General features: G+C 62.8%; 14 protein-coding genes. 2 read left to right on the top strand and 12 right to left on the bottom strand.

The features are described 5' to 3' along the window. Positions 1-12: 12 nt before the first annotated feature. Together MFF34_RS21865 and plsB are read right to left on the bottom strand one after the other, a co-directional pair. On the bottom strand, positions 13-732 hold the full coding sequence (locus MFF34_RS21865; RefSeq protein ID WP_238216408.1) for a hypothetical protein: 720 nt from the start codon (positions 730-732) through the stop codon (positions 13-15). Positions 733-818: 86 nt separating this feature from the next. Beyond that, positions 819-3,305 (bottom strand): glycerol-3-phosphate 1-O-acyltransferase PlsB, encoded by a 2,487-nt coding sequence (gene plsB, locus MFF34_RS21860; RefSeq protein WP_238216407.1) that lies wholly within the window; start codon positions 3,303-3,305, stop codon positions 819-821. A 232-nt stretch (positions 3,306-3,537) separates the two neighbouring features. Between plsB and MFF34_RS21855 the strand changes: the two genes are divergently transcribed. After that, a complete protein-coding gene (locus MFF34_RS21855) occupies positions 3,538-3,747 on the top strand; it encodes a cold-shock protein (RefSeq protein ID WP_027595776.1) in 210 nt (69 codons plus the stop codon). 71 nt (positions 3,748-3,818) lie between these two features. Here MFF34_RS21855 and MFF34_RS21850 read toward each other — a convergent pair whose 3' ends face one another. The 4 genes from MFF34_RS21850 to MFF34_RS21835 form a co-directional block, all read right to left on the bottom strand. Further along, positions 3,819-4,196 (bottom strand): hypothetical protein, encoded by a 378-nt coding sequence (locus MFF34_RS21850; protein WP_027595777.1) that lies wholly within the window; start codon positions 4,194-4,196, stop codon positions 3,819-3,821. Between the two features lie 17 nt (positions 4,197-4,213). Further along, entirely contained in the window at positions 4,214-5,026 is an 813-nt protein-coding gene (locus tag MFF34_RS21845) for a putative RNA methyltransferase (protein ID WP_085272741.1), read from the bottom strand. Further along, positions 5,026-6,177, bottom strand: a complete 1,152-nt coding sequence (gene dapE, locus MFF34_RS21840; RefSeq protein ID WP_238216405.1) for a succinyl-diaminopimelate desuccinylase — start codon at positions 6,175-6,177, stop codon at positions 5,026-5,028. Before dapE ends, MFF34_RS21845 begins: the two co-directional genes overlap by 1 nt. A gap of 107 nt (positions 6,178-6,284) precedes the next feature. Continuing rightward, positions 6,285-8,876, bottom strand: a complete 2,592-nt coding sequence (locus MFF34_RS21835) for a glycosyltransferase (RefSeq protein ID WP_027595780.1) — start codon at positions 8,874-8,876, stop codon at positions 6,285-6,287. A gap of 133 nt (positions 8,877-9,009) precedes the next feature. Here MFF34_RS21835 and tcdA point away from each other — a divergent pair, with 133 nt between their 5' ends. After that, positions 9,010-9,819 carry a tRNA cyclic N6-threonylcarbamoyladenosine(37) synthase TcdA gene (gene tcdA, locus MFF34_RS21830; protein WP_027595781.1) on the top strand — a complete coding sequence of 270 codons (810 nt, stop codon included), beginning with the start codon at positions 9,010-9,012 and terminating at the stop codon, positions 9,817-9,819. 9 nt (positions 9,820-9,828) lie between these two features. Here the strand turns inward: tcdA and MFF34_RS21825 are convergent, their stop codons facing one another. The 6 genes from MFF34_RS21825 to MFF34_RS21800 form a co-directional block, all read right to left on the bottom strand. Continuing rightward, positions 9,829-10,239 (bottom strand): SufE family protein, encoded by a 411-nt coding sequence (locus MFF34_RS21825; RefSeq protein ID WP_238216403.1) that lies wholly within the window; start codon positions 10,237-10,239, stop codon positions 9,829-9,831. Then, positions 10,236-11,441, bottom strand: a complete 1,206-nt coding sequence (locus tag MFF34_RS21820) for a cysteine desulfurase (RefSeq protein WP_238216401.1) — start codon at positions 11,439-11,441, stop codon at positions 10,236-10,238. The genes MFF34_RS21825 and MFF34_RS21820 overlap by 4 nt, the downstream gene beginning before the upstream one ends. A gap of 78 nt (positions 11,442-11,519) precedes the next feature. Next, the gene (gene dapD, locus MFF34_RS21815; protein ID WP_027595784.1) at positions 11,520-12,554 is read right to left on the bottom strand and encodes a 2,3,4,5-tetrahydropyridine-2,6-dicarboxylate N-succinyltransferase; all 1,035 of its coding nucleotides are present in this window, start codon (positions 12,552-12,554) and stop codon (positions 11,520-11,522) included. Positions 12,555-12,595: 41 nt separating this feature from the next. Beyond that, entirely contained in the window at positions 12,596-12,943 is a 348-nt protein-coding gene (locus MFF34_RS21810) for an ArsC family reductase (protein WP_027595785.1), read from the bottom strand. Positions 12,944-13,067: 124 nt separating this feature from the next. After that, complete coding sequence (gene graA, locus MFF34_RS21805; protein WP_238216399.1) at positions 13,068-13,367, bottom strand: type II toxin-antitoxin system antitoxin GraA; 300 nt, start codon at positions 13,365-13,367, stop codon at positions 13,068-13,070. Between the two features lie 8 nt (positions 13,368-13,375). Beyond that, a complete protein-coding gene (locus MFF34_RS21800) occupies positions 13,376-13,654 on the bottom strand; it encodes a type II toxin-antitoxin system RelE/ParE family toxin (protein ID WP_238216397.1) in 279 nt (92 codons plus the stop codon). Positions 13,655-13,849: the final 195 nt, after the last annotated feature.

The following is a 13,849-nucleotide window of genomic DNA, read 5'->3' as shown; positions in this document are numbered from 1 at the left end:
TTGCGCGATGAATCAGTGGCGAGGCTTGCGCAGGACGATATCGCTCAGGTCGGGAGGGTTGGAAATATCCAGGTTCTTGATGACGTTACCTGCAAAGAGTTGCTTGCGTTCCAGGTCATACAGCCCGAAATGCAACTTAACCTGTTGGCCCGTGGGGAGGGTTGCGGTGTCGATGTACAGCGTAAAAGGCGCGACATCACCTTCGATATACAGAGAATGATCAGCGATGTTGCTCGAATATCTGTTGCTGCGACCGTCTTCCTGGATCACCAGTAGTGTTGCGTCAAGATAGGCCGGTGTTTGCATGAGTTCGGCGGGGATATTGACCTGACCTGTCAATGTAACGACGGTAGGTGGAAGTGGCTGCTCACTCGGCGATTCTTCGGCTGAGTCGACAGCCTCCAGAATGAGGTCCAAGGATCCGATCGTTTCGATTTCATCGACATCAAGCGTTCGAGTATGACGTGCGATCACCGCGTCCTCTCCGGCACCTACGCTGCAGCGGGCCTCCAGGGAGAGTTGCTGAGTGCTTGCAAGTGCCTGTTGGTCGAGAAGCAGGCGCATGGGCATGGGCCCCCCCAAGCACTGGCTGCTGTTGCCAGCAAGCAAGCGCTTCGTGCCAGCCACCTCCCCGTAAATGTAAATGCCCAGGCGAGGTGAGCCTGACGGCAGCATTGGGAGCTGTGGGGAAGTAAGGGTTGCGATGATCTCGACGGGATTGGAGGTGTTCATGCCTGTTGTCCTCAATGACCAGGGGATTTTATGGAAACAGCGAACTGATTCTGAATCCCCTTGGTACCTATCGGCAGCCTGAACCCTTACCCTTCGCGGGCGTCTGGCACCTCATCCCGATGCAAGGCCACCTGGCGGATCGACAAGCGTAACTCCGCCGACAACACGCGCTTGGCGACCGCTTCGGCCACCTCGGCGAGTTTGTCGTGGTAGCCCAGCTTGCCTTGCGCGTCTGCTTGCAGCACGCCTCGCTCGATCAACGTCTGGATGAAGTGGCGGAACAGGGTCTTGTCGAAGAATTCAGGGGCGTTGAGGCCATGCAGAATCGACAGGCGCTGGGCCATCATCACGCAGAGGTCTTCCAGCGCTTCGGCACTCAAGGTGTGCTGGCCGCTGTTGAGCAACAGCGAAGTGGCCATGTAGAAGCGCTGCAAGGTCTGGGTTATGTTGCGGGCCAGCAACGTCAGCAATACGAACGGCCGAGAGCTCGGTGCCGGGCGCAGGTAAACATCGTTTTCCTGGCGCAACAGCCCTTGTTCGACCAGTGCTGCCAGCCACTGGTCGATCACCTCGTCCAGTTGCTCCGGCGCCCAGCGCAGGAACAGTTCGGTTTGCAGGTACGGGTACAGCGCCCGGACATACTGGCCAAGCAGTTCGCGGCTCATGCGTGAGCTGCTGAGGAAGAAGCTGGCCAGCAGGGCCGGCAGGGCGAAGATGTGCAGGACGTTGTTGCGGTAATAGGTCATCAACACCGCATCGGCTTCATCCAGATACAAGATGCGGCCCAAGGCGTCCTTCTGCTCAGACAGCAGCTTCATGCCCTTCACATGCTCGATCAAGGCCAGGCCATCCCCCTCCGGCAAGGTGGTGTGGGGCGAATACGGCACTTTGCGCAACAGCGACAGATACAGATCCAGTACGCGGCTCAGGGCACGTTCGTCGAGGGCGTGGCGGCTGGTGGACAGCAGCGCCAGGGCCACCAGGTTGACCGGGTTGATCGCTGCGGCTTCGTTGAGGTGGCGCGCCACAGTGTCGCCCAGGCGTGAAGTGGCCTGGTTGAGCCAGGCTGGGCGGAACTGCGGGCCGTGGTCCTGTTCACGCCAGCCGGGTTGCTGCTCGTCGAGGAAGCCCGCCAGGCGGATCGGCTCGCCGAAGTTGACGTAGACCTGGCCAAAGCGCTGCTTCAGGGCACTGAAGACCTTGAAAATGTCGAAGATCGACTCCTTCTTCTTGCTCGCGCCGCGCAGTTCGCCCAGGTAAGTACGGCCTTCGAGCACGCGCTCATAGCCGATGTACACCGGCACGAAGACGATGGGTGTGCGCGACGAGCGCAGGAAGCTGCGCAGGGTGATCGCCAGCATGCCGGTACGCGGTTGCAGCATCCGCCCGGTGCGCGAACGGCCGCCTTCGACGAAGTACTCCACTGGGAACCCTTTGCTGAACAACGTGTGCAGGTACTCGTTGAACACGGCGGTATAAAGCGGGTTGCCCTTGAAGGTGCGGCGCATGAAGAACGCCCCGCCACGGCGCAGCAGGCTACCGACGACCGGCATGTTGAGGTTGATGCCGGCCGCCACGTGCGGCGGGGTGAGGCCGTTGCGGAACAGCAGGTACGACAGCAGCAGGTAGTCGATGTGGCTGCGGTGGCAGGGTACGTAGATCACTTCATGGCCCGGGGCGATGCCTTGCACCTGCTCGATGTGGTTGACCTTGATGCCGTCGTAGATCTTGTTCCAGAACCAGCTGAGCACCACTTCAAGGAAGCGGATCGCGGTGTAGGTGTAGTCCGAGGCGATCTCGTTGCCATAGCGCAGCGCCTGGGCTTCGGCCTTGGCCAGGGGGATGCCCTCGCGCTCGGCTTCGTCGCTGATGGCCTGGCGTACCTGTGGCGCATGCACCAGGCCCTTGACCAGGTTGCGTCGATGCGAGATGTCCGGGCCGATCACGGCTGTCTTGAGGTTACGGAAGTGCACGCGCATCAGGCGCTGGGCCATGCGCACGGTGCGCTCGTGGCCCTTGTTGTGCTGCACCAGTTCACGCAGGTGGATCGGTGCAGAGAACTGCACACGGGTCTTGCGCCCCAGGATCAGCACGGTCAGCAGCCGGCGCAGGCGCCCGGTGACCGCCCAGCTGTCGGCGAACAGCAACTTCCAGGGGCTGGACTCACTGGCGGGGCTTTGGCCCCAGAACACACTCACCGGAATGATCTGCGCGTCTTCCTCGGCGTGCTGGGTCACGGCCGCGACCAGGCGTTCGAGGGTGGGCGGGGCGCCGCTTTTGTCCTGGCGGCCCAGCCAGTCGGGGTCGGGCGTCAGGTAAAAGAACGCGGCTGGCTCGTGCAGGGTGCCCACGGCCACCGGCAGCACCGGGCGTGGCAGCCCTGCCTTGGTGCACTCGCGGTCGAGTACTGCCAGGTCGGTCAGCGAGGGCGACGGCAGGGCATAGAACACCGGGCGGCTGCGGTCGAGCTTGAGCGTCAGCGACGACTGATTGATGGTCTCGGAGCGCACCCACAGGTACAACAGGCGACGCAGGGCGCCGAAGATCAGGCGGCGCAGGGGGGAACGGGTCATGAGGAGTAGGCCCTGGGAGTGATTTTCAGGTGAGTATCCAGCCAATTAGTCTGCCGTATGTGCGTAAGTTCAGCAAAAACCGGCAAAAATCCGGACCGTCATCAAATTTTTTTAATCTGTGTCATATACTCGGCCTGCCACTTGCAGGATATTTCGGCAAGCGGCGTCGGCACGCGGTGATGACTGCGGGCCTACAAGGCGATCTTCACAATAAAAATCCGGAGTAGTTCAGATGTCGTCTCGTGAGACTGGGAATGTAAAGTGGTTCAACGATGCCAAGGGCTATGGCTTCATTCAGCGCGAAGGTGGTGCGGATGTGTTCGTCCATTATCGGGCGATCCGCGGTGAGGGGCATCGTACCCTGGTCGAAGGGCAACAGGTCGAGTACGCCTGCGTGCAGGGCCAGAAAGGCCTGCAAGCCGAGGACGTAGTAGGGCTCTGAGCCTCATGTGGTAAGCCTCAAGCTGCAAGTCCGTGTCACTTGCAGCCTGATGCGATCAGTTTCCAGCGTGTTCAGCTGGTGCGCCAGGTGATTTCCTCTTCACCGTCGGCGCTGATGCGGATCCAGCGATCGGCATCTTCTTCACCGTCTTCCTCGACCCAGCCACCCGGTGCGCAGCGTACTTCGACGCCGAGCGCGGCATGCGCGGCGCGTGCACAGGCGACGTCATCAGCCCACGGCGTCTGGTCGCTTTCTAGGTAAAGGCTGTTCCATTTCCCTACAGCCTTGGGTAACCAAGTGACTGGAATGTTACCGGCCTTGCATTTGAAGGTCTGGCCTTTTTGCTGCCATTCGCTGCACGGGCCGACGGCCTCGGCGAGCCAGGCGGCAATCTGCTTGTGGTCGACGTCGGCGTCCTTCAGGTAAATCTCGATATCAGGTTGGCGCATAAGGGCTCCGGGTGTGCTCAGTCTTGGCGCACGAAATAGTCATAACGCATGGAAACCGTGACCTCGAACGGCTCGGCCTGGTCGATCACCAGTGCCCGTTTTTCGGCGCTGGCGCGCCACCCGTGCGGGGTCATGGCCAGCAGGTCGGCACGTGCCTTGGGCGCAGCCAGGCTCAGGCGGAACTCAAGGGTTTCGCTGTGCGCATGGGCCATGCCGTCCGGTACCAAGGCCAGGTGCTTGTCGTCGGCGTACGGGCGCACTTCATCGTAGAGCACTTCACGCAGCTCCATCAGGTGGCCGCTGGTCGGGCCGACCCGCATCAGGCCACCGCCTGGGCTGAGCAGGCGCTTGGCTTCGGCCCAGTCCAGCGGGCTGAACACGCTGGCGATGAACTGGCAGCTGGCGTCGGCCAGGGGCACGCGGGCCATGCTGGCGACCATCCAGGTGACCGACGGATCACGCCGGCAGGCGCGCTTGACCGCTTCGCGAGAAATGTCCAGGGCGTAGCCGTCGGCATCGGGCAGGGCTTGGGCCAGCTGCGCGGTGTAATAGCCTTCACCGCAGCCGATGTCCAGCCACGCACCAGGCTGGCGCTCGGCAGCGAGCTCGGCCAGGCGACCGGCCACCGGGGCGTAGTGCCCGGCGTCGAGGAAGTCGCGACGGGCTTCGACCATGGCTTGGTTGTCACCCGGGTCGCGGCTGTTCTTGTGTTGCACCGGCAGCAGGTTCAGGTAACCCTGGCGGGCGCGGTCGAAGCGGTGGCCGGCAGGGCACACCACGCCATTGTCGAGCCGCGACAGGGCTGCCTGGCAGAGGGGGCAGGCCAGCATCAGGCGAGCAACCGGACCAGGGTCTGGTAGTAGATCTCGGTCAGCAGGTCGAGGTCGCTGGCCAGGATGCGCTCATCGACCTGGTGAATGGTGGCGTTGACCGGGCCGAGTTCTACCACCTGGGTGCCCATGGTGGCGATGAACCGGCCATCGGAGGTACCGCCGCTGGTGGACGGGCGGGTATCCCGGTCGGTGACGGCCTTGATGCTGGCCGACACCGCATCCAGCAATTCGCCCGGCTCGGTAAGGAAAGGCAGGCCGGACAGTGCCCAATCGACGCTCCAGTCAAGCTGATGCTTGTCGAGGATTGCCGCCACCCGCTGCTGCAGGCCTTCGACGGTCGACTCGGTAGAGAAGCGGAAGTTGAACAGCGCAGTCAGCTCACCGGGTACCACGTTGGTGGCGCCAGTGCCGGAATTGAGGTTGGAGATCTGGAAGCTGGTTGGCGGGAAGAACGCGTTGCCTTCGTCCCAATGCTCGGCCGCCAGTTCTGCCAGGGCGGGGGCGGCGAGGTGGATCGGGTTGCGCGCCAGGTGCGGGTAGGCCACATGGCCTTGTTTGCCACGCACAGTCAGTTGGGCGCCCAGCGAGCCGCGGCGGCCGTTCTTGACCACGTCGCCGAGCAGGGTGGTGCTCGAAGGCTCACCGACGATGCACCAGTCCAGGCGCTCGTTGCGTGCTTTCAGGCGCTCGACCACGGCCTTGGTACCGTGGTGGGCCGGGCCTTCTTCGTCGCTGGTGATCAGGAAAGCGACCTTGCCACGGTGGTCGGGGTAGTCGCGCACGAAGCGCTCGCTGGCCACCACCATCGACGCCAGGCTGCCTTTCATGTCGGCGGCGCCACGGCCGCAGAGCATGCCATCGGCATCGATCAGCGCTTCGAACGGCTCGTGCTGCCACTGCTGCACCGGGCCGGTCGGCACCACGTCGGTATGGCCGGCGAAGCACAGCACCGGGCCGTCCTGGTTGCCATGGCTGGCCCAGAAGTTGTCGACGTCTTCGATGCGCATGGGTTCGAGCTGGAAGCCCACGGCGCCCAGGCGATTCATCATCTGCGCCTGGCAGTCGGCATCGACGGGGGTGACCGAGGGGCGACGGATCAGGTCGCAGGCCAGTTGAAGGGTAGGCGAGAGCTCGGCAGGGGCCGTCATGGGGAACTCCGGGGCAAGGCAAGGCGGAAAAACGAGGGGCGTTATCTTATATCAAACGAGGGTTGTCGGCACGGGGCAATGGGGCCGCTAGGCGGCCCCGGCCTGTTTCAGGTGGCTTGTGCTTCGACGTTCTTCTCGGCAGGTTTTGGCAACGACGACAGCAACGCCATCACCAATGCCGCCAGGTATGGCAACGACTGCACCAGCAGCATCGCCACCCAGAAGCGCATGTCCGAGCTTGGCAGCCCTTGCACCAGATAGATGCCCAACGCCGCGCCCCACAACAGCAGCATGATGAACAGTTCTTCGCGCGCTTCGGAGAGGGCCACCAGCACACCATGGCTGTCGGCATTCTTGGGCGTGCGGAAGAACGGCATGCTGCTGGTGAAGAACCCGTACAGCACCGCCTTGGCGATGGTGTGCGACAACGCCAGCCCCGCCAGCGCGGCGGCGAAGGCATCCTTGAGGTTGACCCCGACCGCCCGGCGGTACAGGAAGATGATCTTGCCCACCTTGAAGAAGAACAGCGCCAGCGGGGGGATGGCGAAGATCATCAGCGGCGGGTCGACCCGGTGAGGCACGATGATCATCGCCGCCGACCACAGCAGTGCGCCGACGGTGAAGAAGATGTTCATGCCGTCGGCGATCCACGGCAGCCAGCCGGCCAGGAAGTGATAGCGCTGGCCGCGGGTCAGCTCGCTGCCCTTGCCGCGCAGCAGGGCGCCGGCATGGTGCTTGATGATCTGGATAGCGCCGTAGGCCCAGCGGAAGCGCTGCTTCTTGAAGTCGATGAAGGTGTCGGGCATCAGGCCCTTGCCGTAGCTGTTGTGGGCGTAGGCGGCCGACAGGCCTTTTTCGAATACCCGCAGGCCCAGCTCGGCGTCCTCGCAGATGCACCATTCGGCCCAGCCCAGCTCTTCAAGGACTGAACGGCGGGTCATGGTCATGGTGCCGTGCTGGATGATCGCGTCACGGTCGTTGCGGGTGACCATGCCGATGTGGAAGAAGCCCTTGTACTCGCTGTAGCACAGCTTCTTGAAGGCGCTTTCGTGCTGGTCGCGGTAGTCCTGGGGCGACTGCACCACGGCGATTTTCGGGTCGGCGAAATGCGGCACCATGTGCTTGAGCCAGTTGCGGTCGACGCAGTAGTCGGAGTCGATTACTGCGATCACTTCGGCATCTTTAGCGGTGTGCGGGAGCAGGTAATTGAGCGCGCCGCCCTTGAAACCGGCCAGGGGCGCGACATGGAAGAACTTGAAGCGCTCGCCAAGCTTCTCGCAGTGGGCCTTCAGGGGCTCCCACACGGCCGGGTCCTTGGTGTTGTTGTCGATCACCAATACTTCGTAGTCGGGGTAGTCCAGCGCGGCCAGGGCATCGAGGGTCTGTTTGACCATCTCGGGAGGCTCGTTGTAGCAGGGGACGTGCACCGACACCTTGGGCCGGTAGGCGCTGTCGGCCTGCACCGGCAGGAATTCGCGACGGCGCTTGTGTATCCATACCGCCTCGGCCAGTTCGTGGGCTTCTGTGAGCAACACGATGAACACGCCCAGCGCACCCAGCGCCAACAGCACGCCCACGGTGAGGCTGAACCAGGTGCTGTATTGCTGGCTGTAGTCGTAGGCAATCCATACCAGCACCGACCCACACAGGAAGGTGATGAAGGTCAGGAAGGTGCGGCCGCGCTGGCGCAGGGCAGAGCCATCGATGAACAGCACCATCAGGGCAATCATCGCCAGCACCACCGAGGCGACCGCCAGGGCACGCCACTGCGGGATGGCGACTACCGGGCCATCGAAGTTGAACTTCTGCTGGCGCTCGGCATTGAACACGCCCCAGTAAGCCCCCACCGAACCTTCGTCACTGGCTTTCCAGGGCTGGTCGTAGGCCTCGATCACAAAGTAGTTGTAACCGCGGCGGTTGAGCGTGTTCACCAGGGTGCGCAGGTAGATGGCCTGGTCAGCTTGGGTCGCATCGGCACCGCCGCGCATGCGGCCATTGCTCGGCCAGCCGACTTCCGACAGCAGCAGCGGCTTGCGCGGGAACTGCTGCTTGAGGTCGCGGGCGCGGTCGAGCACGAACTCCACCGAGTCCTGCATCGGCACGAACTCCCAGTAAGGCAGGATGTGCGCGGCGATCAGGTCGACGTGCTTAGCCAGCTCCGGGTGTTCTTTCCAGATGTGCCACTGCTCACTGGTGGTGACCGGCACCTTGACGGCGGCGCGTACCCGGTCCAGGTACTGGATCAGTGCCTCGGGCGTGACTTCTTCGCGGAACAGCGCCTCGTTGCCGACCACCACCCGCACCACGCTGCGCGAGGTGTTGGCCAGTTCGATGGCGGTGGCGATTTCGCGCTCGTTGCGCTCAAGGTCCGGGCTGATCCAGATACCCAAGGTCACCCGCAGGCCGAATTCCTCGGCCAGGCGCGGGATATCTGCCTGGGTGCCCTCTACGGTATAGATGCGGATGCTGTCGGTCAGCTTGCTCATCTGCTCCAAGTCTTGGCGCATCTCGTCGTCGCTGGGGTACTGGCCCTTTTGTGGGCTCTCGCCGAGGCGGAAGGGCGAGTACGAGAAACCAGAGATCTGCTCCGGCCAGGCAGGCGCGGAGACGGGGCGGTTGATCAGCGCCCAGAACCCGGTGAACAGCGCCGCGATGGCCAGGACCACGACCAGGTTGAGGCCGAATTTGCGTGATGACATTGTCGTCCAAGTCTGTCGAATTGAGTGAATATTAAAGCAGGATTGGCCGGCACTTTCCTAACCATGGAGGCCAACGGCGCCATTGGCATATAATGCGCGCCGTTTTTAGCGGTATGCGCTTCGGGGTAGCAAGATGAGCACAGAAGATCCACGCTTTGCCGGCGTCGCCCGGTTGTATGGCGATGATGGCCTGCAACGGTTGAAACAGGCCCATGTGGCGATCGTCGGTATCGGCGGCGTTGGCTCGTGGGCGGCCGAGGCGTTGGCGCGCAGTGGCGTGGGCGAGATTACCCTGTTCGACCTCGACGATGTCTGTGTCAGCAATACCAACCGTCAGGCCCATGCCCTCGAAGGGCAAGTGGGGCGGCCCAAGGTCGAGGTCATGGCCGAGCGCCTGCGGGCGATCAACCCGGCGTGCACGGTGCACGCGGTAGCTGACTTCGTCACCCGCGAGACCATGGCCGAGTACATCACCGAAGGCCTCGACTTCGTCATCGACTGCATCGACAGCGTCATGGCCAAGGCCGCGCTGATTGCCTGGTGCAAGCGGCGCAAGATCGGCGTCGTGACCACCGGTGGCGCGGGGGGGCAGATCGACCCAACGCAAATTCAGGTCGGTGACCTCAACAAGACCTTCAACGACCCGCTGGCTTCGCGGGTGCGGTCCACCTTGCGTCGCGACTACAACTTCTCGCGCAATGTCAGCCGTAACTACGCCGTGCCGTGTGTGTTTTCCAGCGAGCAGCTGCGCTACCCCAAGGGGGATGGCAGCGTTTGCCTGCAGAAGAGTTTCGTCGGTGAAGGCGTGCGCCTGGACTGCTCGGGTGGTTTTGGCGCGGTGATGATGGTGACCGCGACCTTTGGCATGGTCGCGGCCAGCAAGGCCGTGGAAAAACTGGTGGCGGGTGCCAGGCGGCCGTCAGAGCGGGTCAAAGCCGAGTAAGGCGCTGATTCAACTGACAGCACCCAGCTCTGCCATCCGCAGCAACACTGCATGCAGGCCATTGCTGCGCGAGGGGGACAGTTGCCGCTCCAGGCCTAACTGGCTGAACCAGCCCGGCAAATCCAACTCAGCCAGCTCGCTGCTGGCCAGGCCCTGCACCCGCACCAGCAGCAAGGCCAGCAACCCGCGCAACAACCGTGCATCGCTGCTGGCCTTGAATCGCCACTGGCCATCCTGTTGTTCAGCCACCAGCCACACCAGGCTTTCACAGCCATGCACGCGGTTGTGCTCGCATTTGTCGGCCTCACTCAGCGGCTCAAGACGATCACCCCACTGCATCAGCAGCCGCGCACGTTGCTCCCAGCCGCGGGCCTGCTCGAACTGTTCCTGCGCCTCTCGGGCAGCTGTCGGCAAACTCATCGCAACATCTCCAGCCCTTGATCCAGCGCGTCGAAAAAGCGCTGCAGGTCATCGCTGTCGTTATACAGCCCCAGCGACACCCGAATCGCCCCCTCAAGCCCCAGCCCTTTGAGCAGCGGCATGGCGCAATGATGGCCGGCACGCACGGCGATGCCTTGCTCGGTCAGCAGATGGGCGATATCGGCGTTGTGCACCCCTTCGATCACGAAGCTGGCCAAAGCCGTCTGTGGCGCGCCGAGCACGCGGATGCCATCGCGGTCGGCCAGGCCGCGCAGCAAGTGCTGGTGCAAGCTGGCCTCATGCCGTTCGACCGCCTGAGCATCGAGGCTGGCCAGGTAATCGAGCGTGGCGCCCAGGCCGATGACACCCGCGATCGGTGGGGTGCCGGCTTCGAAGCCCAGCGGGGCGGGGCGGAAGCTGGCGCTCTGGTACTCGGCCAGTTGCACCATCTCACCGCCAAATTGCCAGTGGCGCAGCAGCGCCAGCGCCTGGCTGCGACCGTACAGCACGCCAACCCCTTCCGGCCCATACAGCTTGTGGCTGGAAAAGACATAGAAGTCGCACGCCAACTGCTGCACATCATGGCGGCCATGCACCACGCCCTGGGCCCCGTCGACCACAGTCAATGCGCCTTGGGCCCGGGCATGGGCCAGCAAGGCCGACAGCGGTTGCCAGGTGCCCAGCACGTTGGACAGCTGGCTGACTGCCAGTACCCGCGTGCGTGGCCCGATCAGTTGCAGGGCCTGATCGAGGTCGATGCAGCCGTGAATGTCGAGCGGCAAGATGACCAGGCGAAGGTTGCGCCGCCGGGCGAGCTGCTGCCAGGGAAGCAGGTTGGCATGGTGTTCCAGGGCACTGACGGCGATTTCGTCACCGGCTTCGAAGCGGTGCTCCAGGCCATAGGCCAGCAGGTTAAGGGCCGAGGTGGCACCATGGGTGAAAACGATCTGCCGCGAATCGGCGGCATTGAGCCAGGCGGCAACCTTGTCGCGGCTGGTTTCGAACGCCTGGGTCGCCAGCGCGCCGGGCAGGTGTTGGGCACGGTGCACGTTCGCCGCGCCATGGCCGTAGTAATGGCTCAGGGCATCGATCAGGGCTTGCGGTTTCTGGCTGGTGGCGGCGCTGTCCAGGTAAGTCTGGTGCTGCCGTTGCAGGGCGGCGATGGCGGGGAAATCGGCACGCCAGGGGGAGGGCTGGAACATGGTCGCGGGGCCTGGAATGAAAAACGGGTCTGGCATTACGCCAGACCCGATCTTATCACTTCAAACCGAGGAAGGTTCTCAGTTGTGGGCGTGCAGCGCTTCGTTCAGCTCGATGGCCGACTTGTGGGTCTTGCATTCCACCGCGCCGTTCAGCGAGTTGCGACGGAACAGCAGGTCGGTCTGGCCGGCCAGGTCGCGGGCCTTGACCACTTTGACCAGCTCGTTGTTCTCGTCGAGCAGGTTCACCTTGGTGCCAGCGGTAATGTACAGGCCAGCTTCAACGGTGTTGCGGTCGCCCAGCGGGATGCCGATACCGGCGTTGGCGCCGATCAGGCAGCCTTCGCCGACCTTGATGACGATGTTGCCGCCACCGGACAGGGTGCCCATGGTCGAGCAGCCGCCGCCCAGGTCCGAACCCTTGCCGACGAAGACGCCCGCCGAAACGCGGCCTTCGATCATGCCTGGGCCTTCGGTGCCCGCGTTAAAGTTGACGAAGCCTTCGTGCATGATGGTGGTGCCTTCGCCGATGTAGGCGCCCAGGCGCACACGGGCGGTGTCGGCGATACGCACGCCGGCCGGGACCACGTAATCGGTCATTTTCGGGAACTTGTCCACCGAGAACACTTCCAGCAGCTCGCCCTTCAGGCGTGCTTCCAGTTGCAGTTCGGCCAGCTCGCCCAGGTCGACGGCGCCTTGGTTGGTCCAGGCGACGTTTGGCAGCAGCGGGAAGATGCCGGCCAGGCTCACGCCGTGCGGCTTGACCAGGCGGTGCGACAGCAGGTGCAGCTTGAGGTAGGCCTCTGGGGTCGAGGTCAGCGCAGCGTCTTCGGCCAGCAGGGTGGCGACCAGCGGCTTGTGGCTTTCGGCCAGGCGGGTCAGCAGGGCAGCTTGGGCGGCATCGACGCCTTTCACGGCTTCAGCCAGCTGCGCCGCTTGCGCGTTGCTGAACGCAATGGCCTGGTTGCCGCCTTCGTAGCCGAGGATCGGGGTAACGGCAGCGATCAGCTCGGCGCTTGGGTTGACCAGTGGTTGTGCGTAGAAGACTTCAAGCCAGGTGCCCTGGCGGTTCTGGGAGCCGACACCGAAGGCCAGGCTGAACAGGGTATTGGACATGGGATTACCTCGTGCGAAATAGGGTGGAAGCGCAGGCGGGCTCAGGCCAGCGCTGCGGCATACGAATCAGGTTTGAAACCAACCAGGGTGCGCTCGCCCAGATCGAGCACCGGGCGCTTGATCATCGAAGGTTGGGCAAGCATCAGCTCGACGGCCTTGGCCTGGTCGATATCGGCCTTGCTGGCGTCGTCGAGCTTGCGGAAGGTGGTGCCGGCACGGTTGAGGATGACTTCCCAGCCGTGCTCGTCGCACCAGCGGTTCAGGCTGTCACGATCGATGCCTTGGGTTTTGTAGTCATGGAATTCGTAGGCGATGGCTTTGTCTTCGAGCCAGGTGCGCGCCTTTTTCATGGTGTCACAGGCTTTGATGCCGTAGAGCGTGTAAGTCATTGTGTACATTGGGGCAAAGGTTCCCCAATTTCTCCATTTTTCGAAAGTCAGTCGCGGGATTATGCTGGATCGATCCGCGCGGCGCCACGCCTGTGGCGCCCGACTTTATTGATCGAGATATGTCTCAAGCGACCAAGCGCTGCACGGATCCGATGATCTCATCACCATGTTGCTGTTCGGCTGTGCGCAAATCGAAGGCGATTTGCAGGTTGAGCCAGAACTCCGGTGTGGTGTCCAGGCAGATGGCCAGGCGCAGTGCCATGTCGGCGGAAATGCCGCCACGCTCGCGCAGGATGTTGTTGACCGTTGGCGTCGCAACACCCAATGCCCGCGCCAGAGCAGCGGCACTGAACCCCATTTCTTTCTGGAAGTCCTCGCGCAGAACTTCACCAGGATGTATTGGACGCATGCCATTCTTGAGCATGATTCACCTCAGTGGTAATCGACAATTTCAACGTTTGCCGGACCGTTTTCCGTCCAGATAAAGCACACGGGCCACTGATCATTGACTCGTATGCTGTGTTGGCCGGCGCGATTACCGCTCAACTGTTCCAGGCGATTGCCCGGAGGAGAGCGAAGGTCGCGCAGTTCTGTGGCAGCATCAAGCATGGCCAATTTGCGCTCTGCGACAGATTTGATATCTGACCAACGCCGTGTCTTTCCAGTCGTGAAGAGTGCTTCCGTGTCAGCACAGCTGAAGGCTTGAATCATGGGCCTGAACGCTTAACGTTATTCGTTAAGATTGATTATACGTCGACATAGCGTCATTTCAAGCCTGGAGAGTGAACGCGCAGCGTTAATGGCACGTGGTGGGTAGCATCGTGTTACATATTCCCGCCGCACCTGCGACTATCGTGCAGCGGCCCCGCATTGCCATACGCCGCTAACATATTGTTTCAATGGCGA

Source organism: Pseudomonas sp. PAGU 2196 (genome assembly GCF_022179005.1).
GTDB classification, from domain to species: Bacteria; Pseudomonadota; Gammaproteobacteria; order Pseudomonadales; family Pseudomonadaceae; genus Aquipseudomonas; species Aquipseudomonas kermanshahensis.
This window is presented reverse-complemented; position numbering and strand designations above follow the sequence as displayed.